This is a genomic window from Bacillus massiliigorillae (assembly GCF_000380245.2).
GTDB classification, from domain to species: domain Bacteria; phylum Bacillota; class Bacilli; order Bacillales; family DSM-1321; genus Bacillus_AD; species Bacillus_AD massiliigorillae.
The window spans coordinates 299,742-312,206 of sequence record NZ_HG428742.1 but is presented as its reverse complement, the minus strand read 5'-3'; the positions used below and the strand labels follow the sequence as shown (position 1 = coordinate 312,206).

General features: G+C 33.5%; 11 protein-coding genes and 2 pseudogenes. 9 read left to right on the top strand and 4 right to left on the bottom strand.

Going from position 1 to position 12,465, the window contains the following annotated elements; translation table 11 throughout:
- A partial coding sequence (locus TX86_RS27285; protein ID WP_230203673.1) for a hypothetical protein occupies positions 1–184 on the top strand: 184 nt, incomplete at its 5' end.
- A gap of 304 nt (positions 185–488) precedes the next feature.
- Here the strand turns inward: TX86_RS27285 and TX86_RS17610 are convergent.
- The gene (locus TX86_RS17610; RefSeq protein WP_042350924.1) at positions 489–713 is read right to left on the bottom strand and encodes a hypothetical protein; all 225 of its coding nucleotides are present in this window, start codon (positions 711–713) and stop codon (positions 489–491) included.
- A gap of 374 nt (positions 714–1,087) precedes the next feature.
- Here TX86_RS17610 and TX86_RS17605 point away from each other — a divergent pair, with 374 nt between their 5' ends.
- The 5 genes from TX86_RS17605 (at position 1,088) to TX86_RS17585 (ending at position 4,789) form a co-directional block, all read left to right on the top strand.
- The gene (locus tag TX86_RS17605; protein WP_042350923.1) at positions 1,088–1,780 is read left to right on the top strand and encodes a response regulator transcription factor; all 693 of its coding nucleotides are present in this window, start codon (positions 1,088–1,090) and stop codon (positions 1,778–1,780) included.
- Between the two features lie 85 nt (positions 1,781–1,865).
- Positions 1,866–2,789 (top strand): ATP-binding cassette domain-containing protein, encoded by a 924-nt coding sequence (locus TX86_RS17600; protein WP_042350921.1) that lies wholly within the window; start codon positions 1,866–1,868, stop codon positions 2,787–2,789.
- Positions 2,782–3,453, top strand: a complete 672-nt coding sequence (locus tag TX86_RS17595; RefSeq protein WP_042350920.1) for an ABC transporter permease — start codon at positions 2,782–2,784, stop codon at positions 3,451–3,453. The genes TX86_RS17600 and TX86_RS17595 overlap by 8 nt, the downstream gene beginning before the upstream one ends.
- A 17-nt stretch (positions 3,454–3,470) precedes the next feature.
- The gene (locus tag TX86_RS17590) at positions 3,471–4,382 is read left to right on the top strand and encodes a sensor histidine kinase (RefSeq protein WP_042350919.1); all 912 of its coding nucleotides are present in this window, start codon (positions 3,471–3,473) and stop codon (positions 4,380–4,382) included.
- A 134-nt stretch (positions 4,383–4,516) separates the two neighbouring features.
- Positions 4,517–4,789 (top strand): hypothetical protein, encoded by a 273-nt coding sequence (locus TX86_RS17585; protein ID WP_042350917.1) that lies wholly within the window; start codon positions 4,517–4,519, stop codon positions 4,787–4,789.
- Between the two features lie 309 nt (positions 4,790–5,098).
- On the opposite strand, the pseudogene TX86_RS17580 reads toward TX86_RS17585, so the two are convergent.
- Together TX86_RS17580 and TX86_RS17575 are read right to left on the bottom strand one after the other, a co-directional pair.
- Positions 5,099–6,345, bottom strand: a pseudogene (locus TX86_RS17580) (IS110 family RNA-guided transposase).
- Positions 6,346–7,145: 800 nt separating this feature from the next.
- Positions 7,146–7,943 carry an EFR1 family ferrodoxin gene (locus TX86_RS17575; protein ID WP_042350916.1) on the bottom strand — a complete coding sequence of 266 codons (798 nt, stop codon included), beginning with the start codon at positions 7,941–7,943 and terminating at the stop codon, positions 7,146–7,148.
- A gap of 757 nt (positions 7,944–8,700) precedes the next feature.
- Here TX86_RS17575 and TX86_RS27280 point away from each other — a divergent pair.
- Both TX86_RS27280 and TX86_RS27060 read left to right on the top strand, forming a co-directional pair.
- Positions 8,701–8,874, top strand: a pseudogene (locus TX86_RS27280) (sensor histidine kinase); the annotation flags it as partial.
- A 537-nt stretch (positions 8,875–9,411) separates the two neighbouring features.
- A complete protein-coding gene (locus tag TX86_RS27060; protein ID WP_195892922.1) occupies positions 9,412–9,561 on the top strand; it encodes a hypothetical protein in 150 nt (49 codons plus the stop codon).
- 974 nt (positions 9,562–10,535) lie between these two features.
- On the opposite strand, the gene TX86_RS17560 is transcribed toward TX86_RS27060, so the two are convergent.
- A complete protein-coding gene (locus TX86_RS17560; RefSeq protein WP_042350910.1) occupies positions 10,536–11,003 on the bottom strand; it encodes a hypothetical protein in 468 nt (155 codons plus the stop codon).
- 893 nt (positions 11,004–11,896) lie between these two features.
- Here TX86_RS17560 and TX86_RS17555 point away from each other — a divergent pair.
- A complete protein-coding gene (locus tag TX86_RS17555; protein WP_042350908.1) occupies positions 11,897–12,301 on the top strand; it encodes a hypothetical protein in 405 nt (134 codons plus the stop codon).
- Positions 12,302–12,465 lie beyond the last annotated feature (164 nt).

Genomic DNA, 12,465 nt, shown 5'->3' with positions numbered 1-12,465 from the left:
AGCTGGCTGCATAAATAGGCGTTTTCTTATTGTCTCAAAAACGACAGGCAGTGCCCATATGAGGGGTGTTTTAATGACTGATTCTAAATCTAATCAAAAGAAATCAAACCTTCCTTTCGTATTTGCTAGTGCTTGTTTAGGCTCATTATTAGGATTAATTATATATGTGAAAGATTGGGTGTGAGAAACCCGTTTGTGAATAAATGTACCTTAACTATCAGGTACAGTAGCATAAGAAAAAAGTTGTCAACTAGGCAACTTTTTCTTATGCAGCTAACGGGGAAGGTTAGTGACAAAATGATTTTCAAAAAATATTTAGGGGAATACAAGGTTGAGTCAGTACATCAAGTAGAGATTTTTTAGCAAGGAAAATACAAGTAAAGACATTAAAAACAGATTAGAAAACTGTCTTTTGTATCAATAGAAAGTAATTTTCTAATCTGAAAGAAATAAGGTTAAAAAGGTCTGATTGTTATTTCTACATACGTTTAGTCTAGGATAAGTTGTACGTCCATGTCTTCACTATATCTTTGTCCTAATTTAACAGCTTCATCTTTTGTTAAATCGGAACCAAGAATCTCACATGTACAGTTATAAAATCGGTAATGTCCCTCAATAAGTGGATGCATAGTATAACCTCTGCTACAACATTTTCTTACAATAAATTTGTTGTTTAGTGAATAAATCAAGATAGCAAAAACATCAGTGCTCATCTAATCACCTCCTGTATATAAATTATTCTAAAGAAAGTGATGGATATCCTGTTATAAAGGAGTTTTGTGAATTGTTTAGGAAATAAGAGAATATAACTTTTTCTTTCTTATGCTACTAACAGTGCCGGATAGCTTTTAAAGGAATATTAACTTGTGAAGAATTATTATGGTAGGATAAAATTAGTCTATTATTTTTGAGAATTTCAACTTCATTGTTCAGTATAGTACATATAATTAGCTATATTCAAAAGAATGAACACCTAGTTAGCTATAGACTAATATGTGAGGGATAGTACATACTTTTAATAACATAAGATGCAGAAAAACCCCAGGATAAACAATCTAAACAGAAATGTTTTTTACAGGAGGAAAAAATGAGTATTGGAAAACTTTTGATTGTCGAAGATGATACCGCGATAAGTAGCCTTTTGGTAGAGATATTAACCAATAATAATTATTCAGTAACCTGTGCCTATTCAGGAACGGAAGGAAAACTTCTCTTAAAGCAACATCAATTCGACTGTGTTTTGCTTGATTTGATGCTACCGGGACTTGACGGCGAAAGTCTAATTATCGAGATGCGAAAAGAGCAAACTGTTCCCATCATTGTCATTTCTGCAAAGCTTGGAACGGATGCACGAGTGAATGCTCTTCGTCTTGGTGCTGACGATTTCATCCCAAAACCTTTTGAATTTGAAGAAGTTCTAGCTCGTGTGGAAGCGCAGTTGCGCCGAAGCCGCACCTATTCTTCTACCTTGCCTTCCGGACAAATATTGACGTGGAAAAACTGTGTACTTAATACTAATACTACAGAGATTACGGTCAATGAAGTTTATTTAAATTTTACACCTTTGGAATTGCGGATCCTGGAAATGTTTATGCGTAATCCTAAACGGGTTTTGACCCGATCTAATATCTTTGAAAATTGTTGGCAGCAAAGTTACATTGGAGATGAAAATACGGTGGATGTTCATATCAGTCACATTCGTAATAAAATTGCAAAAGCCGATCCTGATACCGAATATATAAAAACAATTCGTGGCATCGGATTTCGTATGTGCGAATAACTTCAGAAATTCTTCAGACTTCCTTCAGAAGAAATCAAAGTTACTGAATTATAGTTAAGGTAAGTTCAGTAAAGGAGGAACAACAATGAGTGAAATCATATTACAGACGGATAAATTATCCAAAAGATACGGTAATACCAACACACTAAAAGAATGCAGTTTGCGTATTGAGCGTGGGCAGATTTATGGTCTTGTCGGAAAAAATGGCGCCGGAAAGACAACCTTTATGCGTCTTATTTGTGGACAAAGCATACCTAGCAGTGGGAGCATCAATCTGTTTGGTGAGACGGGGCAAAAGGGAATCCAAAAAAGCCGTGTCCGTATCGGATGTATGCTAGAAACTCCAGCATTTTTTCCGGATTGCAGTGCGAAAAAGAATCTAAAAATCTATTGCATGAAAAAAGGGTTGCCAGATCATGGTCATGTTGACGAGCTTTTAGATTTTGTCGGATTAGGTGATGTCAAGGATAAAAATTTCAAACAATTTTCACTTGGTATGAAACAGCGATTGGGGCTGGCACTCGCTCTGCTAGGATATCCAGAATTTTTAATTTTAGATGAGCCGATTAACGGACTTGATCCAATCGGTATTATCCAAATTAGAGATCTCTTGGTTAAGCTTAACCAAGAGAAAGGGGTTACTATTCTTATTTCCAGCCACCTACTGAAAGAACTAAGCACAATAGCAACACACTACGGCTTTATCAACAGAGGTATATTAATAGGGGAAATCAGCGCAAAAAAATTGCAGCAGGAATGCCAGAATGTGATGCGTTTGAAAGTCAATGAGCCTTCCCGAGCTTGCGCTGTCCTCGAAAACATTTGTGGTTTAAAAAATTACAAAATTCTACCAGGAAATATCATTGAATGCTATGAGCTTCTCGAAGACCCAGAACAAATTAATCGGGAGTTAATAACAAATGGTATTGAAGTTTTCTCTATTTCCATACAAGGAAAGGATTTGGAGGAGTATTTTCTGGATATGTTGAGAGGTGTAGAAAATGCTTAATCATATTAAGGCAGATTTATACCGTATTATTTTTAGAAAAAGCTTTATTCTGCTGGCCATCATTTTGACCGGCTCCACAGTCCTTGCTTTTATTGGTTTTTCGAGTGACCCAGAAAAAACTTTATCCTTTTATACTACTATTAGCTTTTTACTGTACTTATTTCTTTCGGTACTTATAAGCGATTATACACTTCGAGAGGAATTAGAGTTGAAAGTACTCAAGAATGATATGACTACTGGTGTTTCAAGGAACGTTCTCTATATTTCAAAATATCTGTCAGGTGTCATTCTGACAATAGCCCTCTGGCTCCTGATTTCATTAGCAATCACCGTGACTGCTGTGTTTATCACATCGCCAGCAGGGGCCATTGATTATATGAAAGAGTTATTTTCCTTACCGCAGCTTCTTATAATACTGCAGGTACTCTTTTGTCTTGGATTATTTCAACTAATCGGCTTGTTTGTGCGAAAAACAATTCTCTTGCTGCTCCTATGCGTTGCACTGGAAAAAGTATTCATGGTAATTGTAGAAAGAGTTCCCTTATTTCAAGACCTAGCGAACAAATATAGTTCCAACAGTTTTGCCGCCTTTTTATTAACTATTTTTGCTATTGTAGCGATTGTTATTATCGGTAGCATTGTATTTAAGAAAAAGGAATTATAACGGATGGAGGTTAATCTATGATCAGTATTGTAATTGTGGCTATTTGTTTCGGATTATCTTTCTTTGCGCTTTATTTCTTACAAAAGAAACAGATAAAAAATCTAACGGACAAGCTACATCGTTTAAATGATGAAAAGCGTACTGAGTACCTGACTACGATATTGCCATCAAAAAACAATTACGATTTGATTATAGAAATCAACAGATTTATCGAGGAGAAAAATTTTGCTGATCAACAATATCGGATAAAAGAACTTGATCTCCAACGGACAATCTCAAATATATCTCACGACATGAGGACTCCTCTGACAGCCATTTTAGGCTACATTCGCCTTTTGGAAAATCCAAATTTGTCAGAGAGTGAGAGGCAACGTTATTTAACCATTGTATTGGAGCGTACCCGTCTATTAAATCGGTTAATACTGGATTTTTTTGACCTTTCTCGCTTAGAGGAAGGGGAATATAAACTGGAGTTGATGCCAGTGGATGTAAATAAAGTATGTCGCGAGTTGTTGGCACAAACATATGAAGACTTTGAAGCTGCTGGCATTAATGTAGATTCCGAATTATTGTCATCTGCTCCGACTGTTATTGTAGACGAAAACGCTATGGTTAGAGTAATCAACAACGTCCTACAAAATGCACTTCGATATGGCAAAGAGAAATTAAATGTTGCAAGCAGGATTGAGAATCAATCATTAGTCTTATCCTTTTCCAATGAGAGTACGTCTCTAACACCACAAGAGCTTGCAAAGATTTTTGAACGGTCCTATGCAGTAAGCCCAAGCCGGGATAATGGAAGCACTGGTCTTGGACTGTCTATATGTAAAGCACTTCTAGTTTCAATGGGTCATACCATATCGGCTGATTATTCAGCTGGAATGTTTACAATTCATATGTATTTGAAACTTGAAAGTGAGGATAAATAAAATTCACCTTATTTTTATCAATCAAAAATCTCTATTTGAGCTAGGTGACAGGTTAGTGGAATAAGGAATTGGGTTATTGTTGCAAAATTATAACTATTAAATACTAAATATTATATTAGGGGATGACGAATAAAATGAATAATGTTGATGGAAAGATAAAAGTTGAATTTGAAATAAATGGATATGGCGAAGAAACTATCCAAGGTTATGAAGGTTCATACAAAGGATTAGAAGTTCAAAGAAGTATGGATCTCCCGAAAGATACTACTTTGGGGGAAATTGAAGAGATTGTTAATGAACTATTTGAAGAAGTCCGATTAGGATATGGTAAACAGCCTGAACAACTTACTGCAAAAGTTGCAATTAGAGCTCTAAAGGAAGACACTCAAATAACTTATATAGGATAATAAATGCTTTTGAATTAGATGATATGTTATTCAACAAATGGGGCAGCATTCCCATAATGAATAATGAACTGATTAATTATATTAATATTAACTAAGTCTGTGAAGAAATGCACTTAAGCTATCGGGTGCAATAGCAGAAGATCAAGGCTATCATTTGATGGTCTTTTTCTTATGCAGCTAAACCAGCTAATAGCTTGTCAATCATTATGGTTAAATTAGAGATTTACTTCATGATATACTGAAAATAGGCATGACAAATAAGCTTCCGTTTATGATAATGGAAGTAAAATGCAAAAATGATAAATATTATTAAACTACATCGTGAAATATTTCATGATTCTTTAATAATGCATAAATCCAGTGGAGTAGCTTATTCACACAAGCAATGATGGAAACCTTATAGGGCTTTCCTTCATCCCGTTTTTTATCATAAAACTGCCGTAATCTCTTATTTCGGGCGATAATTTCATGATCTTTTCTTTCGCTTTTTGGACGTGAATCTCGAATCGCACATTTTACAGCCATGTATAAGGAGTGTCTCAGTCTACCAGAGCCTCTTTTGGTGATTCGGTTTTTGGTTGCTTTGAATCGACCTGATTCAAAGATACTAGGGTCTACACCAGCGAAGGCAACTAGTTTTTTAGGGTGATTAAACCTTTCTATCTCTCCGACTTCTGAAAGAATCGAATCGATGCCGCGATTTTTTCTCCAATGCCTGGTATAGAAAGGATAATCTTATATTCTTCAATATCTTTGACAAGGGCATCTATCTCATTCTTTAGGTTGGATAGGTGCTCTTTGTATTGTAGAACCATTTGAATATGCATTTTCATCGATGTAATCAAACTAAAATAGAGGTTTTCCTGAAACGGGTTACGTACAGCTGCCTTTATGAAAAGGTTGGCTTTCTCTTTAGCCCAAGATTGCGATCGACTTTGACATAACGTATGGATTCGATCAGACAGAGTCTTTTCATCTGCTAGAAGTACACAACTAGACGTTGGGTATTCTAATAAGACTAATAAAGAAACATCCGAGCACAAGTCTCCAAAAACGCCTTTATATTCAGGGAAAACCTGATCTAATAATGTTTGAAACTGTTGCTTGTTTTGAGAGCTTAAATTTGTAATTTGTTCATGTTGTCTTGTCAAATTACGAAGATTAAGCAGTTGAATGCCTCGCTTTTTATAAGGTTCTAGCTCTTCCTTATAGTACATTTCGCAGAGTAGATAGGCGTCGATTGCGTCTGTTTTCACTTTACGCAAACTGGATGTTCTAGCTTTATAAGAGAGTAATGGATTAACGACAATAGACAAGTAATGGTGTTCGTCCAAAAACTGAATAATAGATGACTGATAGTGACCTGTGGACTCCATAATTACTGCTGGCTTCGAAGAAGTTTGACCCTCAATATCTTTTAAAAAATGGTGTAGCTGTTTTAATCCTTCTACTGTGTGTGAGATTTTAAAGCTTTTCTTATATGGCTGTTTTCTATCCAGAAATGCTTGAACCTGGCTTTCTCCTTTGGCAACATCTAGACCAACCACTGGATTCATTTTCTATCTCCTCCTCTAATTTCGATTGACCAGTAACCCCTAGCACTTCTTGTAGTTTCATAGCTTCGTTTGTTATACGAGATCTCAGTCCCAACCAGCCGCAATCATGTTTCTACAAGTAGGGGGCGAACGGTTTAGCTGACGGGATCGAGTCCCAGGAGCAGGTACGTTCTACCCTGGCTACTTTTAGTATTGAAGACTTTAAATAAAAAGGTCAACCAATAACATTGGTCAATCTTATAATACGAACAGGTGCTTCACTTCAATATCAGGAGCGGAGATCAGCTCTTTTTTGTTACACAGATGACGAGGCAGGTTAGCAGAAGAAGTCTCAAACTCATTTTGTAGAAGGTATGAGTTTTGTTCTTAATTTACTTTCTATCGTAGAAGGACAAATTGGAAACTGTTATTTATAATAATTTTGTAGTAACGGATAGAAAAATTCGTTACAATTGGTAATTGTATATTTATTCGTCATTTTGGAAAGAGGAATGGTGCTTTAATATTGTTGGTAATAGTTACATATTGGTGACAGTGGTTTTGAGCGTTAATCAACATATTCGGTATATCTTTTGTTGATACGATATTAGATGATCGTATTGCATTTATAACGTATACGATTTATCATATAATCCTTTCTTCTACGAACCTGCTCCTTTTACAACAAAAAAGGCTTTCCTTTATTTATGGAAAGCCAGTTAAATCCTACTTTTAGGAATAATAAACAGGAAATGAAAACCTAAAAAAATATAACAAGAGGTAGCTGTAATTAGAAATGGATGCGGAAAGAGAAGTCAATCTTACAACCAACTGCTACTCCAACTAGATTTTTCAGTTCTATCCACTTTACATTTTTTAGGACAAATATACCGTACCATGCCATTTGTATGTTTTCCATATTCAATGGCCTCTTTTGGGCATCGGCAAATACACGCCATACAATGAGTGCACTGTTTCCCCCATTTAGGCTTTCCATTTTCCATCCTAATGTTCTTCAACGGACACACCTTTTCACATTTTTCGCATGAAACACAGGCATCCGTTACATAAAATTTCTTTGCATGTACGTATACGGGATAAAAAAGATCGTTTACTAAACCACTCTTCAATCTATCTTTTGATGTCACCTGCGGTTCTGAAAATGCTGTACCCTTTCTAATCGACTTGGCACTATCTGATATTTTTTGTTCAGCTCTTTCAATAATCGCCAGTGCCTCAGCTCTTTCAGGTGCACTGTAAAGCGCAATATAGTTTTCAGGCATGGTGATAGAAATACATCCCTGATTAGAAAGACCTTTTACTTTGCAAAGTTTCTTTAGATAGGCACCTGCATTACCATTACTACCACCACACGTCATCACAAAATAAATATCTGGACTTCCTCCTAATTTTGTCTTCATTAACCAATTTTCTACAATACGTGGAATCCTCCATGCATAGGTAGGTACAACGATAACCCATGGTCTATCAGAAAATAGGTCAGAAAAATCCTGATTTCGAATTTTTTCAAAAAGATTTATTACTTCATCTTGAACTTCGTTACCTATTCTTTTTGCCACGTATTCACTATTTCCGGTGCCTGAATAATACAAAATCATTTTTAATCACCATCTTTCGTTAAAACTCTTTATGGATTATAGCAAATAAAAAGAATAATTAGATATTGGTAAAGAATCTCTTTACCATCCAAATTATGGCGACTTATCATCTAATCCATATTCTATTCCTCAGCTCGTTCAAAGTGGTGAGCAAATGTACTTATACTAAATGGAGCAATAGCAGAAGATCAAGACTATTATTTGATGGTCTTTTTCTTATGCAACAAACAGAGGAGTTTAGTTCAGGAAAAATAAAGCTATCATACCTCAAAAACTGGAGTTATTTTCCCGAATATTAGAAAAGATAAATTCAGAGATGAATTTATTAAATAGAAATTCTTATTCCATCTGGCTTTTCGGTTCAGTTATTAAGGGAGTATTCAACTTTGGTTATGTTTTAGAGACTAACGAAGACAAATAGTTTTTGGAGATATTACTTGTGAGTTTTTTCTAATATCATTTATCTTTGCTTAATTATTATATAGCTTGTGTTCAATATAGGCAGATTATCAGAATAGGATAAGGCTCTCAGAAATTTTCATACACTTGCATTTGAATTGATGAAATTAATGTGGAAAAGGGTAAAAAATCAAAAAATTTTTTTAAAAAAGTCATTTAATATTTTAAGATATTAAATGTCATTTTGAATATTTATTTTTGTGGAATAAATCTATATACATAAATTATTTATTAGAAGTATTAGATTGATGGATGGTTTACATTGTGGCTATTTATTTTGATAGTTAGGAAGGAGATTCCCCAAAAAAAGTTTGTAACAGGATTCTTTGCTAATGAATTGAAAAATACAATTGGTGTCCCGCTGTCACATAACGGAACTAGTTATGCTCTTTTTCTCAGACCTGATATTAAACTCTTTTTTAATGAAATGCATATTTTATTCGGATGTCTGATTGGGTTCAAGATTATTTTAATGGCGAATTTATTAAATAGTTAGGAAACAAAAGAGTAAATGAGTTTCTTCTTTCTTATGCAAACTCAAAATTTCTCAGGTTTTTGAACTTTTATATCAGGTACAATACAATTTTTTATGTAAAAAAGAGCCCTTGTTAATGGCTTAAAGAATAAGAAAGAATGCAACATAAAATAGAATATGTTCCTGAAGGATCTAGTTATACTAATAGTATCCAATAAGGTTTAAGATGAATACACCTACCAAAGTAACAACGATCCCAGTTGAGAGAGCTATAACAGAAGTCCTTATTTTCCTTGTATCAAACCATACAGTTAATACAATTATTAACGTAAAAATTATATCAAAAAATATTGAGACATAAGGGATTGGTTAGTGAATCCAGTTATACCAATTTAGAAATCCCAAGTATCATTCCTTTTATATTTTATTATCTTACAAAAAATGTAAAACAACAATTATTCCTACTAGATAACTGCTATAATTTGGAGATAGGTGTTATAAGGAAGAATATACGAAGTAAAGGGAGAACATTTAATGAATAAAAAAGTGGGTCTATTAGGATTTTTAGGGTTATTGTTATTTATGCTCGGTATTTACATTTCACAATGGACACTTTTGGGTGTGGTGATGGGTATTGGCGGAGGATGTGCTATTGGGTTTAGTGCATTCAAATTATTTAGATAGTTATTTCATAAAAAAGTACATTAGCAAAAGATCAAGGCTGTTATTTAGATGGCTTTTCTTATGCAACGAACGGGGCAGGTTTGCTCGGTTAACATATGGTATATTATGGTTAATGATGTAACGGAGAGGTTTATTGAACCTTTTTAGATTATCTATAAAGGAGGGTATTTATATGGATAGTAGCAAGAAAATTAAATTATACTTTACTGGTTACTATGTGGTATTCCCTATAATATTTATCGTCAGTTCTTTCTTGTGGAGGGCAATAATTCTAAATAAAGAGGTTTCAATGGTAGCAACAGATGCTTTGTCCATAATAGGTATATACTACTTAGTTATTAGTATAATTTCTACATTTGTTTATATAAAAAATATAAAATCTTTAATATCCTAGAAGCAACTTCAAGAAACAAATTTAGCTACGGGGCAGGATCGCTTTGGGTGCTTTTTGTAGGGAAAGTGAATTTAGGTATCGAATATGTAAATTAAAATTAGACTTTCAAAAAAGGGGTGATTATAATGATTGGATATATAATGTTTGTCTTATTATTGATTTTCTCAATTATGAAATTTTATAAAAGTAGACCCCTTTTTAAGCAGCTTTCAAAAAAAGAATGGTTACAGTACTTTTAAGCCGTTCTCTTTTGGAGTACCCGCAAGCCTAAAAACAGGTATAAAAGTAAATATAATAGCAGTGCATTTCGCATATGAATCCGCACTGCTTTTTCATTGAAATAACAATGTTTGTATATCAATTTGGCACTGAAATCACAGTATAAATCACATACTAATTATCCACTGCCTAAAAAAAATTAATCACTTGCTAATGGGTGTGCGATTTTGTGTGTTAAAAACGCTCTGAAACCAGTCTTATTATAAAAAAAGTCTCAAACTTATCGACATTTCCTTGATAAGTTTGAGACTTTTTATTTCATTAACGCACCTGTTAGTTTAAGTGTATTCTTTCACTTAGATTAGTTGCCAGAATTCCTACTCAAATTATCACCATCACTAGAAACTGTATATCCCCAAACTTCACCATCTTCCCCTTTAAAGTAATATTGGTAAAATACAGCTTTTTCTTCTACAAAATTAATGTACACTTGATAATCTAGTTTACCTGACTTTATAGCATCAAAAGCTACTGCATCTCCACCTTGATTATACGTAAATGGTTTATAGGTAGTAGAATCATAAACAAAAACCATAGTTTTATCCATAATCCCCGAATATTGTTCTTTTCCAAAAATTTCTCTAACCTCATCATAAGATGCACCAAACTTTGCATTTTCTTTTATAAATTCTTTTGTTATCTTTGTCTCTTCTTTCGTTTGTTCAACGGTAGTATTGTCACTTTTGTCCTTTTTTACTTCGATAGAGTTTTCATTTGAACAAGCAACGAGAAATAGTGATAAAAGTAACATCATTGTTATTATCCTCATAAGTTTTCCTCCTTTATTGCTGCTTATCTTAATATAACATTGATTATAAACACATTCTGAAAATTATGTTTATTCAACTATCCTGCCCCGTTAGTGGTAAATTGTTATAAAAAAAAACCGTACTTTTGATAACCTAAAGAAAACGATAAAAGCAGTGAGATTTAATATGCTAATCCCACTGCTTTTATATGTGTTTTTATACCTGCGGGTACTTCAAAAGAGAACGGCTTACAGTACTTTGTAGGATTTTTATTTGCTTGGATTGTTGCGGCTATAATAATTATTGGTGGTTCAAAACTAACGAATAATATTCAAATAGGTTGGTTAGATAATATTTTGGCGATTATAATTATTTTAATAGGATTAGTATCTGCGGGATTTATTATGAATAAAACTTTACCCGAAAAATTAAAAGAATTTTACACGTGATGTTGAAATTAAATAACACAATTGTATCGTTATACACATAAAGCAGAAAAAACGATCCCAAATGAAAGCTTGGTAACATTTCAAACAGCGACAAGCACTGTTAAATCAGTGTTTGTCGCTGTTTTTATTAGAAAATAACGCTCTGAGACGCTGTGAGAAATTATTTTAAAGAGGACTGTTCGATTCACTTGATTTGAATGGCTGTAACATATAAATAGACTCTCAACGAAATGTTAACAAAGGACGCTTTGGGGGCATTATACTTCAACAATGAGGCAGGATTGTTGAAGTATGGTAACTCTTATATCAAGTCAAAGACGGGAGATGTAGTTATGAAGTTATCACTTTTAGGAATTTGAATCTTTTCCCAACAAAAAACGTATAGATTATAAATTCATTAAGTAGGAGGGAGAAATAATGCAAAAAAAAATTACATTTTAATACCTATATTTTTAATAGTTGTTATGTCTCAAATTTTTGGCTTAATGCTTGGAGTTCAATATTTAGCTAGTCTTTTTTTAGATTTTAAATTTACTACTTCTAATGGTCCAATCTTTTTAACTTTAACTATATTTGTAGGATTTATACTTTTAACACCATTAAGTATCTTCTTAGAAGCCTTAATTGAACATATTGGAACGGTAAATAAAGGGTTTTATTTATTACTACAAATAATTCAATTGATTCTATTTATCTTCTTGATGGAACTCATTTTATCTTATTTTAATATTGTGATATTTAGTGGTGTTTATACAGAGTATATATATTATACGATTATGTATTGTTTCTTTTTTGTACTTGCGAAACTCGGGGATTTAATTAAAAAAACTGATGAAGAATCTCTAAATATGGATAAAGGCGGAGAATAAATAACGAGCTTCCACAATCGTAGAAAATGTTGAATAAGCGTTTCTTATTCAACGAGTGCTTTAGTGTAACACGGATTTATAACGTATACATAACTAAACCTAATAATGTTCCCAAACGTAAGTTTGGAAATACAGCAAAAAGCCACAAATGTTGAGATATCAAC